This is a genomic window from Streptomyces sp. NPDC097640 (assembly GCF_040302705.1).
In the GTDB taxonomy this organism is placed as follows: Bacteria; Actinomycetota; Actinomycetes; order Streptomycetales; family Streptomycetaceae; genus Streptomyces.
The window spans coordinates 159,737-182,394 of record NZ_JBEOSB010000008.1 but is presented as its reverse complement, the minus strand read 5'-3'; the positions used below and the strand labels follow the sequence as shown (position 1 = coordinate 182,394).

Below are 22,658 nucleotides of genomic sequence, written 5' to 3'. Positions count from 1 at the left end.
CGGAGTGGCGGCCGCCCGGATATTCACCCGAGCGGCCGGGGCGTCAACTCAGGCGTCTTCCCGTCTCGCCTTGTCGTCGGCGGACTGACCCTGCTTCTGGTCCTGCTGTCCGCCGTCCTGGCTCTGGCCCTTCTTCTCGGCCGCCTTCTCCTCGGCCTTGGCGGCCCGGTCCAGCGCGTCCTTCAGGTCCTGCTGGGCCTTGCCGTAGGCCTCCCAGTCCTGCGGGTCCTTCTTGAGCGCCTCCTGGGCCTGCTCGTACGCCTTCTGGGCGTCCTTCAGGGCCTGCTCGACCGTGGCGTTACCGGCCGCCGGCGGCTTGGAGGTGTCGCCACCGCCGCCGCCACCGCCACCGCCGCCGTCCTGGCCACCCGGGGAGTCGGATGGTTCGCTCTGGCCGAAGACCACGTCCAGCGCCTTGCTGAGCGAGCTCTCGAAGGCGGTCTTGTCCCCGTAGCTGACCAGCACCTGCCGCAGCAGCGGAAGGTCGGTACTGGCGCCGCGCAGGTAGACCGGCTCCACGTACAGCAGGCCGCCGCCGAGCGGGACGGTGAGCAGATTGCCGTACTCGATATCCGAATCGCCCCGCTTGAGAATGTTGAGCGTTTCGGCGATCTTGTCATCGGAGTTGAACTTGGCCTGCACCAACTGTGGACCGGCCACACCGGTATTGGACGGCAGTTTCAGGATTCTGATCTTGCCGTAGCCGCTGCTCTCCGAATCCGCGTCCACCGCCACGAAGGCACCGAGGTTGTCCCGGCCCTTGGGCGTGAGCGTCGTCGTCAGCGAGAAGGTCTGTTCCTTCTGGTCCGGCATCTTCATGCTCAGGTAGTACGGCGGTACCGACGTGCCCTTGTTGGTCGGGTCGTCCGGGACCTGCCACACCTCACTGCCGCTGTAGAACGTCACCGGGTTGGTGACGTGGTAGCGGGTGAGCAGCTCGCGCTGCACCTTGAACAGGTCCTGCGGATAGCGCAGATGCTCCATCAGGCTGCCGCTGATCGCGCTCTTCGGCTTGACCGTGCCCGGGAACGCCTTCTTCCAGGTCTTCAGCACCGGGTCCTTGGTGTCCCACTCGTAGAGCGTGACCTTGCCGTCGTACGCGTCGACGGTCGCCTTGACCGAGTTCCGGATGTAGTTGACCTTGTTCTGCTGCGCGACCACCGACCGCTCGCCGTCGTGGTCGTTGAGCGAGTCCGCCGTCGTGTCGCCGAGCGTCGTGCGCGACGCGTACGGATAGCCGTCCGTCGTCGTGTAGGCGTCCACTATCCACTTGACCCGGCCGTCGACCACCGCCGGGTAGGCGTCGCCGTCGATGGTCAGCCACGGGGCGACCGCCTCGACGCGCTCCTTGGGCGTGCGGTTGTAGAGGATCCGCGAACCGTCCCCTATGGCCCCGGAGTACAGGATCTGGGGCTCGCTGAAGGTCAGCGCGTACGCCGCGCGGGTGATCGGGTTGGACAGCTTGACGCCGCTGTCGCCCTGGTACCGGTAGGTCTTCTCACCCTTGTCGCTGGAGTAGTCCAGCTCCTTCTGCGGACCGCCGACGATCGAGTACTGGGTGGTCTTCTCGCCGTAGTAGATGCGCTGCTCGTACTTCGGGAGCTGGCCCTGGGACGGCAGGTCCTCCTCTATGAAGTCCGGAGCGCCGCGCCGCGTCTGGGACGTCGTGGTGCCCTTGGCCGCGACCGCGCCGTACCCATGGGTGTACTTGAAGTGGTCGTTGATCCAGTTGTGCTCGGGGATACCGCTCACGTTCAGCTCGCGCAGACCGATGACGGTGTCCTGGTCCTTGCCGTCCGGGGTCTTGTAACGGTCCACGTCCAGGGTGGACGGGAAGCCGTAGTAGTCCTTGACCTGCTGGAGCTGCTGGAAGGTCGGGGAGACCACATTCGGGTCGAGCAGCCGCAGGCTCGCCGTGGTGTCGGCGTCGGCGCGCAGCTGCTTGCGGTCCGCGTCCTTGGGCGCCTCGCCCTTGTAGTCCGTCACCGTGGATTCGTCGATGCCGTACGCCTTGCGCGTGGCCTCGATGTTCTTCTTGATGTACGGCGTTTCCTTGGCCTGCTCATTGGGCTGGACCTGGAACTTCTGCACGATCGCCGGGTAGAGCCCGCCGATCAGGATCGCCGACAGCACCATCAGGCCGAAGCCGATGACAGGCAGCTGCCAGGTGCGCCGCCACAGCGTCGCGAAGAACAGCACGGCGCAGATCGCCGCGATGCAGAAGAGGATCGTCTTCGCGGGCAGATAGGCGTGGGCGTCCACATAGCGCAGACCGGTCCAGTTGCTGGACGACTTGAAGTCGCTCGACTTCACCGCGAGCCCGTACCGGTCGAGCCAGTACGCCACGGCCTTGAGGCTGACGAAGATGCCCAGCAGCACCGACAGATGGCCGGTGGCCGCGCCGGTCGCGCGGGCGCCCGGGCTGGTGACGCGCAGCCCTCCGTAGAGGTAGTGCACCAGCGCGGCGGCGACCAGCGAGAGCACCGTCGCCGCGAAGCCGAAGCTCAGCAGGAAGCGGTACCAGGGCAGGTCGAAGGCGTAGAACTTGACGTCCAGGTGGAACTGCGGGTCGTACTGGTGGAACGGCACGCCGTTGACCCACAGCAGCCAGGTACGCCACTGGCTGGACGCGGAAGCTCCCGCGATCAGCCCGACCACCACGGTGATCGCCAGCAGCACCCACTTCTTGTAGGGCGCGATGCCCATGCGGTAGCGGTCCAGGCTCTGCTGTTCCAGCGACATCGCGCTCAGCGGCGGCCGCAGCCGGTGCGCCAGCCAGATGTTGACGCCGACGGCCAGGGACATCAGCAGGCCGAAGACGAAGAACAGACCGATCTTGGTCCACAGGGTGGTGGTGAAGACCGAGGAGTAATGGACCGAGCGGTACCAGAGCCAGTCGGTCCAATACCCCGCGAACATGACGAAGAGCATGGCCAGCACGGCCAGCACACCCAGGGTCATGAGCAGGGTCCGGACTCGCCGGGACGGTCGGCCGACTCTGATCCGCGGCCCTGTCGGGCCTCCGCCGCGGTCCGGCATCTGGAAAGCCAAGGTGTGCACCTCGAAGTTCGCTGTCGACTGAGCGGGTCCGGGCAGTAGGACCCAATGGAGCAACTTACCCAGGCTTTACTCAGTTCCCGTTTCCGGGTCCGATCAGGGCACGATATGACCCATGTCGAACGTTCCCCCTTCCTCCGGGCCCCTGGCCGCCAATCCGCTGACCCGTGCCGTCCTCGAGATCGACGAGTACGCCGCCGGGCTCGGCTGGGACCGCCCGGCCCGCCTCTTCGCCCTCGTCGACACCGCGCGGCTGCGCCAACAGGAGCCCGGCCTGGCCGCCCAGCTCGGGCTCGACGAGGAGACCGGCACCACGGAGGCCGCCACCCTCACCCCCATCGAGCAGGACGAGCTGCCCGCCGGCACCCCCCTGGACGAGTTCCTGGCCACCATCGCCTGGCCCGACGCGGTGGCCGGCTGCGCACTCACCGTCGAGCGCCTGATGCTGCCGCCGTCCGCCGAGGACTCCGTGCCCCAGAACCTGAGCGAGAAGCAGCTCGCCGCCTGGGTCGCGAAGCATCCGGACCGCCAGGAGGTCCGCATGACGGTCGCGGTGCTGCGGAACGGGTCGCGCGACGCGGCGGTGCGGCTGCGCGAGAAGGACTCGCCCACCGACGTGCTCACCGGCGCCGACCTGGTGCCGGGGCTGGCCGAGGCGCTGTCCGCCACCTTCGCCGACTGACGGCCGCGGGACCGGGGCGGGCCTGGGCGGCCCGGGGCTGCGGGGGCCTCGGGCCTCCGCTCAGCCCCCGCCCGGGCTCAGCCCTTGGCGCACTTGGGCAGTGCGGCGGTGTCCCCCGCGCGGATCTGCTTCAGGGCCTTCATCGCCCCGTCGAGGGTGTGCACCTTCACCAGCGTGAGGCCGCCGGGCTTGTCCGCGGCGGCCGCCGCGCAGTTCTCCTGGGGCGTGAGGAAGTACTCCGCGCCCGCCTTCCGCGCGCCGATGGTCTTCATCTGGATCCCGCCGATCGGGCCGACGGTACCCATGTCGTCGATGGTGCCCGTGCCCGCGATGAACTTGCCGCCGGTCAGGTCCCCCGGCGACAGCCGGTCCACGATGCCCAGCGCGAACATGAGCCCGGCGCTCGGCCCGCCCACGTCGGCCAGCTTGATGTCAATCTTCAGCGGGAAGGTGTAGTCGACTCCGGGCCCGATGCCGACGATCGCCCGCCCGTCCTTCGCCTTCTCGGTGGTGACGGTGACCGACTCGCGGCGCGTGGCCTCCTTGTTCTGCTTCTCCGCCGCGGCCGCGTCCTTGGCCGGGACGACCGTGAAGACCACCTTCTCGCCGGGCTTGTGCTTGGTGATCAGCTTGGCGACGTCCTCAGCGCTGCGCACCGGCGAGCCGTCCACCTCCTTGATCACATCACCCGCGTGCAGCTTGCCCTGGGCCGGCTTGTCCCGCTCCACGCGGGCCACGATGACGTGGGCCTTGACCTTCTTGCCCAGCTGCCTGAGCGCCGCCACCTTCGCGCTCTCCTGGGACTGGGTGAACTCCTCCGCGTTCTCCTGGTTCACCTCGTCCGCCGTCTTGTCGTCCGGGTAGAGCGTGCTGTGCGGCACCACCACTTCGTCATGCGCCAGCCAGCCGTAGACGGCCTCCACGAGGTTCATCTTGTACTCGGAGCCGGTGACGCGCACCGTCGTCATGTTCAGATGCCCGCCGGTGGTCTCACAGCCCTTCTGGCCGGAGATCTGAAGCACGCACTCGCCCTCGTGCGACCCCAGGGTGTTGTAGGTCGGCCCCGGCGACATCTCGGAGTACGGCACCGGGATCAGCAGCCCGGCGCACAGCAGCGCGATCAGCATCAGGAGGGAAGCGAGCATCGTCGCGGTGCGGCGTGGCATGGAACGACAGTACGGGACACGCCCGTCAGTGCACCGCCCGGGCCGTCCGTACGAGCCGACGGCCGAGGGCGGCGACGACTAGGCGGCGTCCGAATCGGAATGTGCGCGTTCCATCGCCTCACGGAACCGCGCGTACCCGGCGAGCTCGGCAACGTCCCCGGTCTTGCGGGTGCGCGAGGCCCAGCCCGTATAGAGCACGGCGGCCAGTGCGGCAAGAACCGGAATGAGCAACCACAGAAGCACACTCATAGCGGCCTCCCATCCCCATGACACAACCGCGACTGACAGATGAGCAGATTAATCCTCCGCCATGTCAACGCTCGGGGCAGGGTGCGGGTTACGCAACCGGAGTACATCCTTCAGCGGTACACCTCCACCCGCCCGCCCTAAGCGCCCCTTACGCGCCCCCCTCAACGAGGCACTACGCCCCCACCCGCCCACCCGTCACCCGACCACCACCCCCCACGGAGGCGCTACGCGCCCACCCGCCCACCCGTCACCCGACCACCACCCCCCAACGAGGCGCTACGCGCCCACCCATTCATCGGTGCCGTCGCTGAAGGTCTGGTGCTTCCAGATGGGGACCTCGCTCTTGAGGTCGTCGATCAGGCGGCGGCAGGCCGCGAAGGCCTCGGCCCGGTGCGGGCAGGCCACGGCCACGACCACGGCCAGGTCCCCGATCGCGAGGTCCCCGACCCGGTGCACCGCCGCGAGCGCCCGCACCGGGAAGTCCGCCGCGACCTTCTCGGCCACCCGGCGCAGCTCCGCCTCGGCGGACGGGTGGGCCGAGTAGCCGAGGGCGCCCACGTCGGCGCCTCCGTCGTGGTCGCGCACCGTGCCGACGAACAGCGCGGTGCCCCCCGCGGCGGCGTCGCCGACCGCCTCGAACACCTCGTCGACGGACAGGGGGGTGTCACGGATCGCGAGCAGGCGGATCGGATCGGCGGCCGCGAGCTCGCCCGGATGGTCGTACCTACGTCCCATGCGCCCCATCGTGCCCCACCGCACGCACTCCACGGAATGCCGGATCTTGCCGGATGGCGGAACATGGTTTCCGCTCAGGCCCTGCGGCGTGCCCTACGGGCGCGGCGGACGATCGCCGCGGTGCCCACCAGGGCCACCGTCGCGCCGGCGGCGCCCAGCGTCGTGGCGGCGTCCTTGCGGCCGAGCCGCCGCCCGGCGACCGTGTGGCGCCCGGAGACCTCCTCCAGCAGCTCGGCGAGGACCTCCTCATTGGTCCACCGCGGGCGCCAGCCCGCCTCGTGCAGCCTGCTGCCGCTGACCGCCCAGGGGTGCATGGTGTACGCCAGGTCGCCCGCCGGGGACGGGGTCAGGCCCAGCCGGTGCAGCCGGGAGGCCGCGCCCAGGGCGACCGCGGAGGGCAGCTCCATCCGCCGGATGCCCGACAGCTCCTCGATCTCCTCCTGCTCCAGCCACCCGTCGCAGCCGACCGCCAGCTCGCCCTCGACCTTCTCCAGGGCGGCGTACTCCAGCGCCTCGACCAGGTCCTCGACATGGCAGAACTGCCAGGTGGGCCGGGATCCGGCGACCACCAGGAGGCGCGGCGACTCGAAGTAGCGGGTGAGCGCCGTGTCCGTGCCGCCGACCAGGATGGCGGGGCGTACGACGGTGACGTTCAGCCCGGGGTGGGCCCTGGGCGCGCGCTGGGCGAGCCTCTCGATCTCCAGCAGGTCCCCGACACCGGTGGCCTCGGCCGTGGCGCGCAGCTCCGCGTCCTCGGCGAGCGGCACGTCGTTGTCGGGCAACGCCCCGTAGACCATCGCGGAGGTGCACAGCACCACGCGGCGCACCCCGGCGGCCGCGGCGGCGGTCAGGACGGTCTGGGTGCCGCGCACGTTGTAGGCCGTACGGGCGGCCGGATCGGTGCCCAGGTCGAGGTCGACGGCGAGGTGGACGACGACGTCGGCGCCCCTCAGCTTCTCGGCGATGGCCGGGTCGCGCACGTCCAGGACATGCCACTGCGCCTCGGTCACCTCGCCGCGGCGCTCGTCGATGGCCAGGACGTGCTTGATCTCGTCGGATTCGGCGAGCCGCTGCGTGAGCAGGGCTCCGGCGCCCGACGCGGCGCCGGTGACCGCGACGACGGGGCGTCGCGCGGTGCGCGGCGTATCGTTTCGCGCTGCGCGAATTTCTCGGTCAGCGGCGCGAACTTCTCGGTCTGGGGAACTCACCGGGCGTCTCCAGCGGTTGTCTTCAGTACGCAGCGCACTGACGCATACGTACCAGGTGACGTCCATCCTGCCGCAGGCCCGCTATCAGCGAAGCACTGAGCCCGCAAACCGGCGAGGTGTCTAGGCTGGGTGGTGATGCAAGGCATTCGCCGCCGGCCCGGGCCGGCGGCCCTACGAGCCGAGGGAACCCGTGAGTGACACCCCATTCGGATTCGGCCTCCCGCCGGAGGAGCCGGATGACGGCGACGACGGCAAGAAGAAGGGCGGCCACGGCGGCAGTCAGGGCCCCGCGAATCCGTTCGGGTTCGGCGCGGGCGGTGGCGGCGGTGAGAATCCGTTCGCCGCGATGTTCGGGTCGCTGAACCCGGGCGACCTGGGCGCGGCCTTCCAGCAGCTGGGCCAGATGCTCTCCTATGAGGGCGGCCCGGTGAACTGGGACATGGCCAAGGACATCGCGCGGCAGACGGTGGCGCGCGGCACGGCGGACGGCACCAAGGACTCGAGCGTCGGCCCGGCCGAGCGCGCCGCGGTCCAGGAGGCCCTCCGCCTGGCCGACCTGTGGCTGGACGGCGTCACGTCGCTGCCCTCCGGCTCGGGCACCGCGCTGGCCTGGAGCCGCGCCGAGTGGGTCGAGGCCACGCTGCCGGTGTGGAAGGACCTGGTGGACCCGGTCGCTGAGCGGGTCGGCGCCGCCATGGGCGATGTGCTCCCCGAGGAGATGCAGGCCATGGCCGGCCCGCTGCTCGGGATGATGCGCTCCATGGGTGGCGCGATGTTCGGCACCCAGATCGGGCAGGCGGTGGGCGTGCTGGCCGGCGAGGTCGTCGGCTCAACGGACATCGGGCTGCCCCTGGGCCCCGTGGGCAAGGCTGCGCTGCTCCCGATCAACATCGCTGCGTTCGGCTCCGGGCTCGGCGTCCCCGAGGAGGAGGTCCGGCTGTACCTGGCGCTGCGCGAGGCCGCCCACCAGCGGCTGTTCTCGCATGTGCCGTGGCTGCGCTCGCATCTGTTCGGCGCGGTCGAGGGGTACGCCCGCGGGATCAAGGTCGACACCGCGAAGCTGGAGGACGCGGTCGGCCAGCTCGACCCGACCCACCCGGAGCAGCTACAGGAGGCGCTCCAGCAGGGCATGTTCCAGCCGGAGGACACCCCGGCCCAGAAGGCCGCGCTGGCGCGTCTGGAGACCGCCCTGGCGCTCGTCGAGGGCTGGGTGGACGCGGTGGTGCACGCCGCCGCGGCGCCCCATCTGCCGTCGGCCGACGCCCTGCGCGAGACGCTGCGGCGGCGCCGGGCGAGCGGCGGCCCCGCCGAGCAGACCTTCGCCACGCTGATCGGCCTGGAGCTGCGGCCGCGCCGGCTGCGCGACGCCTCGCGGCTGTGGGCCTCGCTGACCGACGCCCGCGGTGTGGACGGGCGCGACGGGCTGTGGGCGCACCCCGACATGCTGCCGACGGCCGAGGACCTGGACGACCCGGACGGCTTCGTCCACCGCGAGCAGCTGGACTTCTCCGAGCTGGACAAGATGCTCGGCGAGGCCGCGGGCGGCGAGAAGGGCACCGGCGGCCCTCAGCAGGCCGGCGGCGCCCAGGACGCCCAGGACGAGGGGGACGGCGGCGACAAGGACGGCGGCAAGGGCGAGAGCGGCCGGTGAGTCTGCACCAGGACGCGGCGCGCGTGCTGCGCGAGTGGCCCGCGCCGGACGCCACGCAGGAGCGGCTGCGGCAGGACTACGGCGACCATCTGGCCGCGTATCCGGACGGCATGTGGAAGGCCTGCCAGGACGGGCACATCACGGCCAGCGCGCTGGTGATCGACCCGTCCCAGGAGCGGGTCCTGCTGACGCTGCACCGCAAACTGAAGATGTGGCTCCAGATGGGCGGCCACTGCGAGCCCGAGGACGCCACCCTGGCGGGCGCGGCGCTGCGCGAGGCCACCGAGGAGTCCGGGATCGAGGGGCTGACGCTGCTGCCGGGCGGCCCGGTGCGTCTCGACCGCCATCGGACGCCGTGCGCCTGGCACCTGGATGTGCAGTACGCGGCGCTGGCCCCGCGGGGCGCGGTCGCGGCGATCAGCGAGGAGTCGCTGGATCTGCGCTGGTTCGGCTATGACGAGGTGGCGGGCGTGGCCGACGAGTCGGTGCACCGCCTGGTGGCCCGTACCCGCGCGCTGGTGTGAGGGAAGCGCGCGGGTACGGCGGGCCCCGGGCCGCCACACCCGGGGCGTCGACTGCCGTCGGCCGGCATCAGCGGCCGTCGGTGGCCGTCAGTTGCTGAAGATGTTGCCCTGGTTCTGCCCACGGGCGCCCTGCTGGCCCATGCCGAACTGGGCGGCCGCCCCGCCGCCGATCGTCGCGTTCTGCGGCGGCAGCAGCTCGCTGGGCTGCACCAGCGCATAGCCCTGGCCGAGGAAGCTGAGCTCCCAGCCCTCCCCCGTGTTGCCGCGGCGCCGCCACACTCCGCTGGAGTGCGTCTGGGCCTGCATCTGGACCCGCAGCGAGGTGGACCAGGCGACGATGGCGTCCGCGTCCACATTGACGTACTTGTCGGGGGTGACCTGCATCATCAGCGGCTGGCCCGAGGTCATCAGGGCCACTTTGCCGCGGCCGGAGATGTTGAGGTTGTACTTCCCCGAGCCGGAGATGCCGTACTGGCTGTCCACCGCGATCGACTCCCAGTGCAGGGTGGAGTCGAGCGCGAGCACATAGGCGCTGTCGACGGTCAGCCCCTCGTGGTCCACATCCAGGACGTGGACGTGCTGCGCGAGGTTGGCCAGGTAGACGGTGCCCTGGCCGGAGCAGCGCATCAGGTCCAGCGCCTCGCCGGTGCGGGCCCGGGCGCGCTGCTGCCCCTGCGTCTGGTATTCGCCGTCGAACTCGATCAGCCCCTGGTAGGCGACCATGGCGCCCTTGCGGGCCAGTACGTCCTCATGGCCGTTGAGGGCGACCCGCAGCAGCTGCGGGTTCTGAAGCGCGTAGCGGTCCTGGGTCTGGGCCTCGGTGAAGCCGAAAAGCGGGCTCTGCATGGTGTCTTCGCTCCCCCTCAGCCCCGCGCCCGGAGCCGGTCAGTGCTGTCCTCGCTGGGCTGGACGACGACGAAGCCCTGCCCGGAGAAACCGAGCTGGTAGGCCTCGCCGCTGCCCCGGCCGATCAGGGACGACGCCTTGAAGCTGCGCTTCCCCTTCACCTTGAGGTTGGTGGACCAGGCCACGAGTGCGTCCGGGTCCACATAGGTCTCGTCCTCGCCGCGGCCGCAGTCGACCACGATGGGGGTGCCCCGGGAGGTCAGGGCGACCCAGCCGGTGCCGGAGACGCCCACGTTGAACAGGCCCTGCCCGGCGAACTTGGCGATGCCCTTGACCCGCTCGACGCCCCACTGGAGGTGGGCGTCGAAGGCGAGCAGATTGGTCCCGTTCACCGACAGCGAGTCGCCGTTGAGGTTGACGCACACGACGTCCGCGCCGTAGTCGGCGAGATAGAGCAGGCCGTCGCCGCTGCACTTCATGAGCGGGGCGCCCTCCCCGGTGAACCACTGGGAGGCCATCTGGCGCACCGCGGGCGGGTTGGGCTCGTACTGGATGAAGCCCTCGTACGCGACCATCGAGCCGGTGCGGGCGAAGAGGTCCTGGCCGCTCTGCATGGCGACCTTGAGCATGCTGCTGCCGTGGTTCTCCATTCGGGCGGAGACCGGGGCCGGCGCGTAACCGTTGATCAGTTGCTGGTCCATGGCGGTCCCTTTAGACCTCGTAGGGCTGGACGACGATGAAGTTGCCGGGCGCACCGCGGAACTGGAGGTTCACGGTCTCCCCGCTGTGGCCGGGGTAGGCGTTGCGGCGCAGCCGCACCTGGCTGGAGATGATCACCTGTGAGGCGGCGGACCAGGCGACGACGGCGTTGGCGTCGGCGAAGGTCGTGGGGGTGACCGGCAGCACGACGGGCGTGCCCAGGGTCTTCACGACGACGGTCCCGGTGCCCTGGAACTGCATGGTGAACAGCGCGCCGCCGGGGATCCCGTGGCCCTCGATCCGGCGCACCTCGTGGTGCAGCCCCTCGTCGAAGGCCAGCACGCTCTCGGCGGACACGCAGATCGCGTCGCCCTGGAGCTCGATGGGGTGGAGTTCGGCGGCATCCTCGGCGAGGAAGACCTGGCCCTGGCCGGTGCAGCGCATCAGCTGCATCTCCTGGCCGGTCGCGTTGCCCGTGATCCGGCCGCGGAAGCCGGCGCCCTTGTAGCTGAAGTCGACCTTGCCCTGGTAGAGCACCATCGAGCCCTGGCGGGCCAGGACCGGCTGGCCGCCGACGCCGAGGTCGGCCCGGATGAGCCGGGGGTTCTGCGGCGTCCAGCGCTGGCCGGTGGGCGCCTCGCGGTACTTGGCGAGCGCGGCCTGGACGCCGGGGGCGGCGCCGCCGCCCTGCGGCTGGGCCGGCTGGCCGTACGGGGCGGGCTGGCCGGGGTACGGGGCGGGCTGGCCGGGGTACGGGGCGGGCTGGCCGGGCTGGCCGTACGGGGCGGGGGCCGGGGGCATCTGGCCCGGCGGCTGGCCGAACTGCGGCTGCTGGCCGAACTGCGGCTGGCCGGGGTACGGCGCGGGCTGGCCCGGGGGCGGCACCTGGCCGGGCGGCGGCACCTGGCCGGGGGGCACGATCGGCGCGGCGATGGTCTGTGCCGCGTGCATCTGCGGCGGGTTGGGGGCCACCGGAGGGGGCGTGCTGCCGGGCGGCGGCGCGAAGCCCTGCGCGGGCGCGGGCTGCGGGGCCTGCGGTGCGGGCTGCGGCGGGCCGAAGTCCGGGGCGGGCTGCGGCGCGGCGGCCGGGGGCGAGCCCGCCGGGGGCGCGAAGCCCGGCGCGGGGGCGGCCTGGCCGGGCGGCGCGAAGCCGGGGGCCGCGCCCTGGGCGGGGGCGGGCTCCTCCTCGGCGACCTCGCCGCCGAAGTTCTGGAGGAGCGCGTCGAGGCCGCCGTCGAAGCCCTGGCCCACCGCGGCGAACCGCCACACGTCCTTGAGGTAGAAGTCACCGAGCATCACGGCGCGTTCGGTGCTGAACTCCGCGCCGGTGAAGGCGTAGCGGACGACCTCCTCGCCGCCCGCGACGACCCGGATGTAGCCGGGGCCGACCTGGGACATCTGGCCCGCGCCGTCGATGGTGGCGGTGAAGGAGAGCTTGTGGATGTGGGCCGGGATGCCGTCGAGGGTGACGCGGAACGACTCGGCGTCGCCGGCCTGCGCCCCGAGCTGCTGGATCGCTTCCTCGGGGGACTTGGGCTGGTTGAAGAAGATGAAGTAGCGGTCGTCCGACAGCCGTTCGTCGGCGTCGAGGCCGAAGCAGCTGATGTCGAAGGTCAGGCCGGGCCCGGCGATCTGCACACCGACATACAGATCCCTCCCCGCGGTCAGATCACTGAGCTTGGCCTTGTGGCCGCGTTGGAATTCCCTGGCCATACGTAACGACCGTCCCCCATCCCGATAGCGGAGAATGCATTGCGCGCCAGGCTAACCGCTGCCGCCGAGAAGGAGCGACGCCGGGGAGCGACGTGTGGTTCCGGTGACTACTCGGCCGGGGCCGGGGGGAGGTGCGGCAGTCTTCCCGCGGCCACCACGCCCTCCAGATACCCCCGCGCCCGCTCGGTCCGTGGATACGACTCCAGCAGCTGCCAGAAGCGCCGGCCGTGGCCGGGCACCAGCAGATGGGCCAGCTCGTGGACGAGGACGTAGTCCACCACGTACTCCGGCATCCCCTGGAGGCGGTGCGAGAGCCGGATGCTGCCCTCGGACGGGGTGCACGACCCCCAGCGGGTGTTCTGGTTGGTGACCCAGCGGACGGTGGCGGGGCGGGCCCGCCCCGCCAGGTACTGCTCGGACAGCCACTCGGCGCGGTCCGCGAGCTCCGTGTCGCCGAGCATCCGCTTGCTCTCCTGCGCGGCGAGCTTGTCGAGCATCACCCCGACCCAGCGCTGCTCCTCCGCCTCGGACATGCGGGCGGGGATCAGGACGATGGTGCGGTCGCCCTCGCGGTACGCCGAGACCGTTCTGCGCCGCCGTGTGCTCCGGCGGACCTCGACCGCGCCCGGGCCCCGGCCGGGCGGGCTCTGGGCGCCGCGCGTCCTGGCGGCGCTGTGCGAAGAAGTCTCCCCGGCGAGACGGGGGGAACGGTCGGCAGACACCCCTTGACGTTACCCGCTGGCAGCCGGGGAAGTCCCGCCGCGCACCGGGTCGCGGGGCGAACCACTCCACCGTGGTCATCGCTTGTACGACTATCCCCCGGGGCTGTGGACAACTTTCGGCGGCGGCGTGGCGGGGTCGCGCAAGCTGGGTGCAGTTCGGAGACGGGGACTGTGACCACGGGGGTGGCGATGCATCCGATGCTCAAGCCCGCGCTGCGGCGCGGCTGGCGAAGCCGGGACACCGTGCAGTTCGGGGTGGCCCGGGCGCATGCGGTGGTGGTGGGGCCGCTGGACACGGCGACGGGCAGCTTTCTGGAGCTGCTGGACGGCACGCGCGGGCTGCCGCTGCTGCGGGAGGAGGCCAGGGCCCTGGGGTTGCCGGAGGGGCGGGCCGACGCGCTGGTGGAGCGGCTGGCGGCGGCCGGTCTGCTCGACGACCCGGTGGAGGGCGGTGAGCGGGCGGCCGCGGCCTGGGGCCGCGGGGCGGCCCTCGATCGGCTGCGGCCCGATCTGGCGGCGCTGTCGGTGCTGTGTCCCGAGCCGGGGGCCGGGGCGCGGCTGCTGGCCGCGCGCGGTGCGATGCGCGTGCAGGTGAGGGGCGCGGGCCGGGTCGGGGCGGCGGTGGCGGCGCTGCTGTCGGCCTCGGGGGTCGGGCGGGTCGATGTGGTGGACGGCGGCTGTGTCGAGCCGTGGGATGTGACGCCCGGCGGGCTGCCGCCCGAGCGGATCGGGGAGCGGCGGGACGCGGCGGTGCGCGGCCTGGTGCGGCGGTCCGCGCCGGGGCCGATGCCGCGCCGGCCGGCGGCGGGGCCGATGCCCTCGGGCGAGCCGGGGCTGAGCCTGGTGGTGTTCGCCCCGCGCGACGGGCTCGCGGCCTATGCACCGGATCCGGCGGAGGCCGGGCCGCTGCTGGCCTCGGGGACACCTCATCTGTACGCGGGGGTGCTGGAGGCGACGGGGGTGGTCGGGCCGCTGGTGTGCCCGGGGATCACCCCGTGTGCGGGGTGCGTCGCGGCGGGGCGCGCCGAGCGGGAGCCGGCCTGGCCGAGGATGCTGGCGCAGTGGCGGTCCGGCCGCCGCCGGCCCACCTGGGCCTGCGACACCGCATTGGCCACGGTGGTCGCGGGGGTCACGGCCGTGCATGCGCTGGGATTTCTGGACGGGCGGCTGCCGGCCGCCGCCGGAGCCCGGTTGGAGGCGGCGCTACCGGCTCTCACCTGGGACATGCGGCGGATCGAGCCCCATGCGGAATGCGGCTGCGGTGCGGCGGAGCGGACTGATGCGGTATATGCCTCGGTTGCCGAGGAGCCGCACGCGACAATGTCCGGGTGACCGGCGTCCGCCAAGTGGGCGACGGGGGCCCGGGGGCCACCTCCCGGGAATGGCTCAGCTGTAGTTGGAGGGGCGCATGTCCGATCTGCCGCGCAAGGCGATCACCCGTACCGCCAAGCTGGCGACGCTGCCCTTGGGGTTCGCCGGGCGCGCCACCTGGGGTCTGGGGAAGCGGATAGGGGGACGGCCGGCGGAGATCGTCGCGCGGGAGGTGCAACAGCGCACCGCGGAGCAGATGTTCAAGGTGCTCGGCGAGCTCAAGGGCGGTGCGATGAAGCTCGGCCAGGCCATGTCGGTCTTCGAGTCGGCGCTGCCGGAAGAGATAGCCAAGCCCTATCGGGCGGCGCTGACCAAGCTCCAGGAGGCGGCGCCGCCCATGCCGACCCGCACGGTGCACGGCGCGCTGGAGCAGCGGCTGGGCCCGGAGTGGCGCGAGCTGTTCGCCGAGTTCGACGACAAGCCCGCGGCGTCCGCCTCGATCGGGCAGGTGCACCGGGCGGTGTGGCACGACGGGCGCACGGTCGCGGTCAAGGTGCAGTACCCGGGCGCGGGCGAGGCGCTGATATCCGACTTGAACCAATTGAGCCGTTTTGCCCGAGTCTTGGGGCCGCTGGTGCCCGGCCTGGATGTCAAGCCGCTCATCGCCGAGCTGCGCGAGCGGGTGTCGGAGGAGCTGGACTACGAGCTGGAGGCCGGCTCTCAGCGCATCCACGCCGAGGAGTACGCGGACGATCCGGACGTGGTGGTCCCGCAGGTGGTGCACCAGAGCGACCAGGTGCTGATCACGGAATGGCTGGACGGCATACCGCTCTCCGAGGTGATAGCCGAGGGCACGCCCGAGGAACGGGACCGGGCCGGACAGCTGCTCGCGCGCTTCCTCTTCTCGGGCGCCTCCCGCACCGGGCTGCTGCACGCCGACCCGCACCCGGGCAACTTCCGGCTGCTGACCGGTGACGCCCCGGACGGGCCGCCGGAGAAGTGGAAGCTGGGGGTGCTGGACTTCGGTTCGATGGACCGGCTCCCGGGCGGGCTTCCCGAGCCCATCGGCATCGCCCTGCGGATGGCGCTGGAGGGCGATGCCCAGGGGGTCTATGACCTGCTGCGCGGCGAGGGGTTCGTCAAGCCGACCATCGAGCTCGACCCAGAGGCGCTGCTGGACTTCCTGCTGCCCATGCTGGAGCCGGCCCAGGTGGAGGAGTTCACCTTCGACCGCCAGTGGCTGCGCCGCCAGGCGGCGCGGGTGGCCGATCGCCGCTCGCCGGTCTATGAGCTGGGCAACCAGCTCAATCTGCCGCCCGCCTATCTGCTGATCCACCGGGTGTGCCTGAGCACGATCGGGGTGCTGTGCCAGCTGGGCGCGGAGGTGCGGCTGCGCAATGAGCTCGAGGACTGGGTGTCCGGCTTCGCCGAGCGAGACGAGGAGTACACCGAATCCTCAGAAGAAGCAGCAGAGGCGCACGAGACGGTCGAGGCCGTCGAGACCACAGAGGCGGAGGAAGCGGACGAGGGTCCGTCGGAGATCGTCGCTGAGGTGCCCGGGAAGACGGCCGAGGCATCTGCCTGAAGCGTCCGCCCTCATGGCGGACAGCCGAAGGGGCCGGTCCGATCGGACCGGCCCCTTCGTATCCCCCCTGTGTTACTGCATGACCGCCATGGCCAGAGCGCGGCGGGCGCGGAGCGAGGCGCGCTCCGCACGGCGCTGCATCCGCCGCGCGGCTACGAGCCGGAGCGCGCTGCGTTGAGACTCGGCCTCGTGCAGTCGTTCACGCATATGCGCACGGGCCAGGGCTTCTGGGATGAGTTGCATTTCACGGGTCCTGTTCTGGCGCGACTCGGTCGCACCCGAAGTGTTGCGGGCTGAGGTGTCGGAGACGGACGGGGTCATCGGGACCTGTTTCATCGGGTCGTGCGTCGCTGGGCGATCGATGGTGCCGGTGGCGTTCATGCCATGACCGGGTTCTTGCGCGGGCGACCACGCGGCCGCTTCCGGGCGACGACGACGCCCTGGACGAAGAGCTCGCCACCCCACACACCCCAGGGCTCACGGCGGTCCTTGGCCCCGGCGAGGCAGGCCTCACGCAGCGGGCAGGTCTGACAGAGCGACTTGGCGTACTCGACGTCGGCCGGGGACTCGGCGAAGAAGACTTCCGGGTCGTAGGAGCGGCACGGTACGGCCACGCCGAGGTTCTCGATGGCCTCATCCAACTCGGTGAGGGCGGTAAGCGGGGTCAAGGAGTCCTCCGAAGGGTCGGGCGGGGGGATCAGGTCGGTCGCTACGGACGGCGTGTGTGCCTTGAGTTGCACGGTCGTCAGTTCCTCGTCTTTTCGGTCCGGCTGGTGGCCGGACGCGGGCAAATCAAAAGGGCCGCGGATCCCGGTGTGGGTTCCGCGGCCCTGGAAGGTGCCGACCTGATCGTGGATCAGGCTGGATAACTCCAGGGTCCAAGCCCGCGGAGGGCCCACTTCTGGTGGTGCTGCTGCGTCGTCCGGGATCCGGCACCATTGGCCGCAAACGCATAGGCAATCGCCCGCGCGGTCGCTGCTACCGCAGGTGCCTGGATCGGTCGCTCGCTGAGACGTGCTTCATTGGCGCCGGTGGACAGACCGGTGCCAGGCAGTTCAAAGCCGAGCGGGCAGGCGGCGACGACCGAACGATCGGTCATTTTGATGGTCTTCATGAAGCTGATCATTGGGCTCGCCTCCTCTCGGCGTCTCAGGGACCGTCTCGAATCCGGTCCGGCTAGTTCAGTACAACACGGATTCATCGGATCCCGGAAGGGCCGTTGTCTCCGTGCTCGGAAGGCTATGGGTATGCGCTCCGCGCGCGCAAACTATTTTTCCGTCGAGTTTTACGCGGTGTCTTCGGGACCACTTCCGCCGGTCCCGTCGGCATCCTCCACTCGGGTGAGTTCCCGCCCGGAGCAGAGCATGAGGACGTCGGCACCGAACTTGTCGAGCTTCCGCCTCCCCACCCCAGGGATGCCGGCAAGCTCCCCTTCGGTTCCCGGCACGGCCTCGGCGATCGCCAGCAGCGTCTTGTCGGTGAAGACGCAATAGGCGGGCTGACTCAGCTGTCCGGCCTGCTCGGCCCGCCACTCCCGCAGCCGCTCGTACAGCGCCTCGTCCATCTCGGAGGGGCAGTCCTCGCAGCGCCTCAGCTTCATCTCGCCCCCGTCCGTCAGCGTCCTGCCGCAGACCCGGCAGTGGACCGGGACACGCCGCTTGCGGACCGGGCCGGTCGCGCCGCCGCTGCCGCCGCGCTCGATGCCGCCGCCCCCGCCCGGAGCGCGGGGGACGGAGGCCGCGGAGCCGGGGCGCAGCCCGTTCAGAAAACGGCTGGGGCGGCGGTTCGCGCGGCCCCCGGGAGAGCGCGAGAGGGCCCAGGAGAGGGCCAGATGGCGGCGGGCGCGGGTGACCCCCACATAGAGCAGCCGACGCTCCTCCTCCACCTGCGCGTCGGTCTTGGCGTAGGTGATGGGCACCATGCCCTCGGTGAGCCCGACCAGAAAGACCGCGTCCCACTCCAACCCCTTGGCGGCGTGCAGTGAGGCGAGTGTCACACCCTCCACCGTGGGCGCGTGCTGGGCGGCCGCCCGCTCGTCGAGCTCCGCCACCAGGTGGGCCAGGGTGACCTGGTGGCCCTCCGCCAGACGGCCCGCGCAGAACTGCTCGGCCAGCCGCACCAGCGCCGCCAGGGACTCCCAGCGGTCCCGCACCGCGCCCGACCCGGCCGGGGGCTCCGGCGTCCAGCCGCGGGTGCCCAGCACGGCCCGCACCTGGGAGGGGACATCCGCGTCCGTCAGCGCGGGGTCGGCGCTTCCCGCGCGGGCCGCGCCGCGCAGCAGCAGCCCGGCCTCACGCACCTCGGGGCGCTCGAAGAACCGCTCGGCGCCGCGCAGCTGGTAGGGCACCTGGGCATCGGCCAGCGCCTGCTCGTACACCTCCGACTGCGCGTTGACCCGGTAGAGGATGGCGACCTCGCTCGCCGGGATCCCGCCGCCGCCCCGCTCCACGGGGGTGATCAGCTCGCGGATCCTGCGGGCCACCCCCTCGGCCTCGGCCGGCTCGTCCGCGTAGGCCGAATAGACCGGGTCGGGTCCCGGCTCGCGCTGCGACACCAGCTCCAGCCGGTGCTCGGCCGCCCGGCCCCGGGCCTGGGCCAGCACCCCGTTGGCCAAGTGCACGACCTGGGGCGTGGAGCGGTAGTCGCGGACCAGCTTGACGACCGTGGCACCCGGGTGGCGGGTGCGGAAGTTCAGCAGATGGTCGGGGGTGGCGCCGGTGAAGGAGTAGATGGTCTGGCTGGCGTCGCCGACCACGCACAGGGTCTCCCGGTCGCCGAGCCACAGCTCGAGCAGCCGCTGCTGGAGTGGGCTGACGTCCTGGTATTCGTCGACCACGAAGTGCTGGTACTGGCGGCGCACCTGGTCGGCGATGTCATGCCGCTCCTGGAGCACCCCGACCGTCAGCAGCAGCACATCCTCGAAGTCGATCACCCCGCGCTCGCGCTTGAGCTGCTCGTACATGCCGTAGATCCGGGCGATCTCGGCGGCGTCGCGCGGGGCCTCCCGGCCGGACTTGGCGGCCGCGGCCGGATAGTCCTCGGGCACGGTCTGGGTGACCTTCGACCACTCGATCTCGCCCGTCACATCCCGCAGCTCATTGCGGTCCAGCCGGACCCGGCAGCGCGCCGCGGCTTCCGCGACCAGCTGCACCTTGCGCTCCGCCAGCCGCGGCACCTCGCCGCCCACCGCCTTGGGCCAGAAGTACTGGAGCTGGCGCAGCGCGGCCGAGTGGAAGGTGCGTGCCTGCACCCCGCCCGCGCCCAGCTGCCGCAGCCGCCCGCGCATCTCCCCCGCCGCGCGGTTGGTGAAGGTGACGGCGAGCACGCTCGCGGGCTGGAAGACTCCCGCACGCACCCCGTAGGCGATCCGGTGGGTGATGGCACGGGTCTTGCCCGTGCCGGCTCCGGCCAGCACGCACACCGGGCCCTGGAGGGCCGTGGCCACCTCGCGCTGCTCCGGGTCGAGCCCTTCGAGCACCGCGTCGGCGTCGCGCGGAACCGCCGCGTACTCGGCCGGCGTGGGCACTCGCGGGAAGAGAGGGGAGGGCGTTGCTGCTGTCACCCCGCCATGCTGCCAGGTCCGCTGAGACCGCCGGGACGGTTGTCCACAGCCGTGACCGCCCGGTCATCTCATCTGCCTGGGGACGGGGTGTGTCCCGTCGCACGGCGGCGAGGGTCGCGCGGCGGCGGGGGAATCTCCGGGGCCGGGCGGACGTTCCACCACTGCCATCATGCCGAGCCTCACGGAGAGGCCGAGCCCCAAGGAGAGTAGGACCGATGTCCGGCACTGTGACGATGTACAGCACCACCTGGTGCGGCTACTGCCGCCGGCTGAAGAGCCAGATGGACCGCGAGGGAATCGCGTACACCGAGGTCAACATCGAGCAGGACCCGGAGTCGGCGGCCTTCGTCGAGAAGGCGAACGGCGGCAACCAGACGGTGCCCACCGTGCTCTTCGCCGACGGCTCGACCCTGACCAACCCCTCCCTCGCCCAGGTCAAGGCGAAGGTCGGCGCCTGAGCCCGGCGCCTGTGCCCAGCCTCACACCCGGGCTCGCACCCGGCCTCGGGCGCGACCTCGGGCGCGGGCTCAGGCCCTGGGCAGTGGCTCCCCGTACCAGAGCTCGATGAGACGGGCCGCGATCGAGATACCCGACGGAGGGAGCACCTCCCCGGACTTGAACGCGGCCCGCAGCTCGTCCCGCGAGAACCAGCGCGCCTCGTGGATCTCCTCCCCGTCCACCTGGATCCGGGAGGTGGTGGCGCGCGCCATGAAGCCGAGCATCAGGCTGGACGGGAACGGCCACGGCTGGCTGGCCACATACTCGACCTGGCCGACCGTGACGCCCGCCTCCTCCGCCACCTCGCGCACCACGGCATGTTCGATCGACTCGCCCGGCTCGACGAAGCCCGCGAGCGTCGAGAAGCGCCCCTCGGGCCAGTGCATCTGGCGGCCCAGCAGCGCCCGGTCCTGCTCGTCGGTCACCAGCATGATCACGGCCGGGTCCGTCCGCGGATAGTGCTCGGCCCCGCAGGCCGGGCAGCGGCGGATGTGCCCCGCCGCCGCGATCACCGTGCGCTCGCCGCAGCGCGAGCAGAAGCGGTGCAGCCGCTGCCAGTTCTCCAGCGCCACCGCGTGCACCAGCAGCCCGGCGTCCCGCGCCGACAGCAGCGCGCCCGCCTCCCGCAGCCCCGCAGGGCGCGCCGACTGGTCCATCCGGCCCGGCAGCGCGTCCTTCTGGAGCGCGAAGTAGCGCACCCCGTCGTCGTCGGTGCCCAGGAAGTAGCGGTGGTTCTCGGTGAGCGGGGCCTCGAAGGACGGGGTCATGACGAGCTCGGTGCGCCCGTCGGAGGTGTCGTCGACCAGCGCCTGGCCGCCGGAGACCACGAAGACCCGCGTCGTCGGGTGGCTCCACGCCGCGGCCAGCCACGCCTCGTCCAGACGGTGGTGCGCGGCACGGTCGATGCCGCTCGCGCCGCTGAGGGCGATCGGCAAGTCGTCGGTGCGATCGGTCCAGGTGGTCACGGCTGCTTCCAACTCCCCCTGAGGAACGGGTTTCTTACATACATATGCGTGCTACACGGGGCGTCTCTCCGCGAGATCGCACCACAGGTACGCGGCCGTCTCGGCGCCCTTCATGAGCAGGTCGAGCTCGACCTTCTCGTTCGGCGCGTGCCAGCCGTCGGAGGGCACCGAGATGCCCAGGAAGAGCACCGGCGCCCCGAGCACCTCCTGAAGATCGGCGGCCGGGCCCGAGCCGCCCTCCCGGGTGAAGCGGATCCCGGTGCCGAAGGCCCGCTCCATGGCCCGCGCCAGCGACTGGAGCGCCGGGTGGTCGAGGGGGGTCAGACAGGGGCGGGTCGCGTTCCCGAAGGCGATCTCATGGCGGATGCCCGCCGGGAGCCGGGCCGCGACCCACTCCCGGACCGCCGGCTCGAGCTTGTCCGCGTCCTGGCCCGCCACCAGCCGGAAGGACAGCTTCAGCTGGGCGTACGACGGCACGATCGTCTTGCCGCCCGGCCCCTGGTAACCCCCGCCGATCCCGTTGACCTCCGCGGTCGGACGGGCCCAGATCCGCTCCAGGGTGGTGTGGCCCGCCTCGCCGAGCGTGGCGTGCGAGTGCGCCGAGCGCAGCCAGGCGCCCTCGTCGAAGGGCAGCTCGGCGAACAGCTCGCGCTCGCGGTCGGTCAGCTCCACGACCCCGTCGTAGAAGCCGGGGATGGCGACGCGGCGGTCGGCGTCGTGCAGGGCGGCGGCCAGCCGGGCCGCCTCGGTGGCCGGGTTCGGGACCGCGCCGCCGAACGAGCCGGAGTGGATGTCCTGGTCGGGGCCGTAGAGATCGATCTGGCAGTCCGCGAGGCCGCGCATGCCCGTGCAGACGGTCGGGGTGTCCTCGGACCACATCCCGGTGTCGGAGACGATCACGGTGTCACAGGCGAGCCGGTCGGCGTGGGCCTGGATCAGCTCGGCGAAGTGCGGCGAGCCGGACTCCTCCTCGCCCTCGACGATCAGCTTCAGGTTGACCGCGGGGGCGGTACGGCCGGTCGCCGCGAGGTGGGCCCGTACGCCCAGGGTGTGCAGGAACACCTGCCCCTTGTCGTCGGCGGCGCCGCGCGCGTACAGCCTGCCGTCTTTGACTGTGGGCTCGAAGGGCTCGGTGTGCCAGCCGTCCTCCCGGGCGGCGGGCTGGACGTCGTGATGCCCGTAGACCAGCACGGTCGGGGCGTCCGGATCACCGGACGGCCACTCCGCGAACACGGCCGGCGCCCCGGCCGTCGGCCAGGTCTCGACCACCGGGAACCCCGTGGCGGTCAGGCTCGCCGCCAGCCACTCCGCGCTCCGCCGGACGTCATCGGCGCGGGCGGGGTCGGCGGACACGGACGGGATGCGCAGCCACTCGGCGAGATCATCGAGGAACGCGGCGCGGTTGCCTTCCACGTAGGTGCGGACGGCGATGTCCGTGTCCGGGGTATTACTCATGCACTTGAGCCTATCCGGCCCGGAGGGGTG

The 22,658-nt window shown here is 71.7% G+C and carries 21 protein-coding genes; 6 read left to right on the top strand and 15 right to left on the bottom strand.

Features of this window, described 5'->3' with window-relative positions:
* Window positions 1-48: 48 nt before the first annotated feature.
* Window positions 49-3,039 (bottom strand): UPF0182 family membrane protein, encoded by a 2,991-nt coding sequence (locus ABTY62_RS14660; RefSeq protein WP_352129933.1) that lies wholly within the window; start codon window positions 3,037-3,039, stop codon window positions 49-51.
* 133 nt (window positions 3,040-3,172) lie between these two features.
* On the opposite strand from ABTY62_RS14660, the gene ABTY62_RS14655 reads away from it, so the two are divergent.
* Window positions 3,173-3,739, top strand: a complete 567-nt coding sequence (locus ABTY62_RS14655; protein ID WP_352129763.1) for a PPA1309 family protein — start codon at window positions 3,173-3,175, stop codon at window positions 3,737-3,739.
* Window positions 3,740-3,816: 77 nt separating this feature from the next.
* Here ABTY62_RS14655 and ABTY62_RS14650 read toward each other — a convergent pair whose 3' ends face one another.
* The 4 genes from ABTY62_RS14650 to ABTY62_RS14635 form a co-directional block, all read right to left on the bottom strand.
* A complete protein-coding gene (locus ABTY62_RS14650) occupies window positions 3,817-4,905 on the bottom strand; it encodes a YlbL family protein (protein WP_352129762.1) in 1,089 nt (362 codons plus the stop codon).
* Between the two features lie 78 nt (window positions 4,906-4,983).
* Complete coding sequence (locus ABTY62_RS14645; protein ID WP_311729750.1) at window positions 4,984-5,154, bottom strand: hypothetical protein; 171 nt, start codon at window positions 5,152-5,154, stop codon at window positions 4,984-4,986.
* A 276-nt stretch (window positions 5,155-5,430) separates the two neighbouring features.
* The gene (locus tag ABTY62_RS14640; RefSeq protein WP_352129761.1) at window positions 5,431-5,889 is read right to left on the bottom strand and encodes a molybdenum cofactor biosynthesis protein MoaE; all 459 of its coding nucleotides are present in this window, start codon (window positions 5,887-5,889) and stop codon (window positions 5,431-5,433) included.
* A gap of 74 nt (window positions 5,890-5,963) precedes the next feature.
* Window positions 5,964-7,097 carry an SDR family oxidoreductase gene (locus ABTY62_RS14635; RefSeq protein WP_385348433.1) on the bottom strand — a complete coding sequence of 378 codons (1,134 nt, stop codon included), beginning with the start codon at window positions 7,095-7,097 and terminating at the stop codon, window positions 5,964-5,966.
* 190 nt (window positions 7,098-7,287) lie between these two features.
* Between ABTY62_RS14635 and ABTY62_RS14630 the strand changes: the two genes are divergently transcribed.
* Together ABTY62_RS14630 and ABTY62_RS14625 are read left to right on the top strand one after the other, a co-directional pair.
* On the top strand, window positions 7,288-8,748 hold the full coding sequence (locus tag ABTY62_RS14630; RefSeq protein WP_352129760.1) for a zinc-dependent metalloprotease: 1,461 nt from the start codon (window positions 7,288-7,290) through the stop codon (window positions 8,746-8,748).
* On the top strand, window positions 8,745-9,272 hold the full coding sequence (locus ABTY62_RS14625; RefSeq protein WP_352129759.1) for an NUDIX hydrolase: 528 nt from the start codon (window positions 8,745-8,747) through the stop codon (window positions 9,270-9,272). The genes ABTY62_RS14630 and ABTY62_RS14625 overlap by 4 nt, the downstream gene beginning before the upstream one ends.
* A gap of 87 nt (window positions 9,273-9,359) precedes the next feature.
* On the opposite strand, the gene ABTY62_RS14620 is transcribed toward ABTY62_RS14625, so the two are convergent.
* From ABTY62_RS14620 to ABTY62_RS14605, 4 genes are all read right to left on the bottom strand, one after another.
* On the bottom strand, window positions 9,360-10,118 hold the full coding sequence (locus ABTY62_RS14620; RefSeq protein WP_352129758.1) for an AIM24 family protein: 759 nt from the start codon (window positions 10,116-10,118) through the stop codon (window positions 9,360-9,362).
* Window positions 10,119-10,135: 17 nt separating this feature from the next.
* Window positions 10,136-10,819, bottom strand: a complete 684-nt coding sequence (locus ABTY62_RS14615; RefSeq protein ID WP_311729744.1) for an AIM24 family protein — start codon at window positions 10,817-10,819, stop codon at window positions 10,136-10,138.
* Between the two features lie 10 nt (window positions 10,820-10,829).
* Window positions 10,830-12,530, bottom strand: a complete 1,701-nt coding sequence (locus ABTY62_RS14610) for a TerD family protein (RefSeq protein ID WP_352129757.1) — start codon at window positions 12,528-12,530, stop codon at window positions 10,830-10,832.
* Window positions 12,531-12,637: 107 nt separating this feature from the next.
* Window positions 12,638-13,252: a M48 metallopeptidase family protein gene (locus ABTY62_RS14605; RefSeq protein ID WP_352129756.1), complete on the bottom strand. Its 615-nt coding sequence runs from the start codon at window positions 13,250-13,252 to the stop codon at window positions 12,638-12,640.
* 189 nt (window positions 13,253-13,441) lie between these two features.
* Between ABTY62_RS14605 and ABTY62_RS14600 the strand changes: the two genes are divergently transcribed.
* Both ABTY62_RS14600 and ABTY62_RS14595 read left to right on the top strand, forming a co-directional pair.
* A complete protein-coding gene (locus ABTY62_RS14600) occupies window positions 13,442-14,584 on the top strand; it encodes a ThiF family adenylyltransferase (protein WP_352129932.1) in 1,143 nt (380 codons plus the stop codon).
* Between the two features lie 76 nt (window positions 14,585-14,660).
* Entirely contained in the window at window positions 14,661-16,148 is a 1,488-nt protein-coding gene (locus ABTY62_RS14595) for an ABC1 kinase family protein (RefSeq protein WP_352129755.1), read from the top strand.
* 72 nt (window positions 16,149-16,220) lie between these two features.
* Here the strand turns inward: ABTY62_RS14595 and ABTY62_RS14590 are convergent, their stop codons facing one another.
* The 4 genes from ABTY62_RS14590 to ABTY62_RS14575 form a co-directional block, all read right to left on the bottom strand.
* On the bottom strand, window positions 16,221-16,529 hold the full coding sequence (locus ABTY62_RS14590) for a putative WhiB-interacting protein (RefSeq protein ID WP_352129754.1): 309 nt from the start codon (window positions 16,527-16,529) through the stop codon (window positions 16,221-16,223).
* Window positions 16,526-16,888 (bottom strand): WhiB family transcriptional regulator, encoded by a 363-nt coding sequence (locus ABTY62_RS14585; RefSeq protein WP_043486847.1) that lies wholly within the window; start codon window positions 16,886-16,888, stop codon window positions 16,526-16,528. Before ABTY62_RS14585 ends, ABTY62_RS14590 begins: the two co-directional genes overlap by 4 nt.
* A 116-nt stretch (window positions 16,889-17,004) precedes the next feature.
* A complete protein-coding gene (locus ABTY62_RS14580) occupies window positions 17,005-17,274 on the bottom strand; it encodes a hypothetical protein (RefSeq protein WP_311729739.1) in 270 nt (89 codons plus the stop codon).
* A gap of 159 nt (window positions 17,275-17,433) precedes the next feature.
* Complete coding sequence (locus ABTY62_RS14575) at window positions 17,434-19,710, bottom strand: ATP-dependent DNA helicase UvrD2 (RefSeq protein ID WP_352129753.1); 2,277 nt, start codon at window positions 19,708-19,710, stop codon at window positions 17,434-17,436.
* A 215-nt stretch (window positions 19,711-19,925) separates the two neighbouring features.
* Here ABTY62_RS14575 and ABTY62_RS14570 point away from each other — a divergent pair, with 215 nt between their 5' ends.
* Entirely contained in the window at window positions 19,926-20,168 is a 243-nt protein-coding gene (locus tag ABTY62_RS14570) for a mycoredoxin (protein WP_352129752.1), read from the top strand.
* A gap of 69 nt (window positions 20,169-20,237) precedes the next feature.
* On the opposite strand, the gene nudC is transcribed toward ABTY62_RS14570, so the two are convergent.
* Complete coding sequence (gene nudC, locus ABTY62_RS14565; protein WP_311729736.1) at window positions 20,238-21,173, bottom strand: NAD(+) diphosphatase; 936 nt, start codon at window positions 21,171-21,173, stop codon at window positions 20,238-20,240.
* Window positions 21,174-21,224: 51 nt separating this feature from the next.
* The gene (locus ABTY62_RS14560; RefSeq protein WP_352129751.1) at window positions 21,225-22,628 is read right to left on the bottom strand and encodes a dipeptidase; all 1,404 of its coding nucleotides are present in this window, start codon (window positions 22,626-22,628) and stop codon (window positions 21,225-21,227) included.
* Between the last annotated feature and the right edge of the window lie 30 nt (window positions 22,629-22,658).

Coding starts and splice junctions, on each gene's coding strand:
- ABTY62_RS14660 (WP_352129933.1), bottom strand. CDS start 3,039: ATGCCGGACCGCGGCGGAGGCCCGACAGGGCCGCGGATCAGAGTCGGC.
- ABTY62_RS14655 (WP_352129763.1), top strand. CDS start 3,173: ATGTCGAACGTTCCCCCTTCCTCCGGGCCCCTGGCCGCCAATCCGCTG.
- ABTY62_RS14650 (WP_352129762.1), bottom strand. CDS start 4,905: ATGCCACGCCGCACCGCGACGATGCTCGCTTCCCTCCTGATGCTGATC.
- ABTY62_RS14645 (WP_311729750.1), bottom strand. CDS start 5,154: ATGAGTGTGCTTCTGTGGTTGCTCATTCCGGTTCTTGCCGCACTGGCC.
- ABTY62_RS14640 (WP_352129761.1), bottom strand. CDS start 5,889: ATGGGACGTAGGTACGACCATCCGGGCGAGCTCGCGGCCGCCGATCCG.
- ABTY62_RS14620 (WP_352129758.1), bottom strand. CDS start 10,118: ATGCAGAGCCCGCTTTTCGGCTTCACCGAGGCCCAGACCCAGGACCGC.
- ABTY62_RS14615 (WP_311729744.1), bottom strand. CDS start 10,819: ATGGACCAGCAACTGATCAACGGTTACGCGCCGGCCCCGGTCTCCGCC.
- ABTY62_RS14610 (WP_352129757.1), bottom strand. CDS start 12,530: ATGGCCAGGGAATTCCAACGCGGCCACAAGGCCAAGCTCAGTGATCTG.
- ABTY62_RS14600 (WP_352129932.1), top strand. CDS start 13,442: ATGCATCCGATGCTCAAGCCCGCGCTGCGGCGCGGCTGGCGAAGCCGG.
- ABTY62_RS14595 (WP_352129755.1), top strand. CDS start 14,661: ATGTCCGATCTGCCGCGCAAGGCGATCACCCGTACCGCCAAGCTGGCG.
- ABTY62_RS14590 (WP_352129754.1), bottom strand. CDS start 16,529: ATGAACGCCACCGGCACCATCGATCGCCCAGCGACGCACGACCCGATG.
- ABTY62_RS14580 (WP_311729739.1), bottom strand. CDS start 17,274: ATGATCAGCTTCATGAAGACCATCAAAATGACCGATCGTTCGGTCGTC.
- ABTY62_RS14570 (WP_352129752.1), top strand. CDS start 19,926: ATGTCCGGCACTGTGACGATGTACAGCACCACCTGGTGCGGCTACTGC.
- ABTY62_RS14560 (WP_352129751.1), bottom strand. CDS start 22,628: ATGAGTAATACCCCGGACACGGACATCGCCGTCCGCACCTACGTGGAA.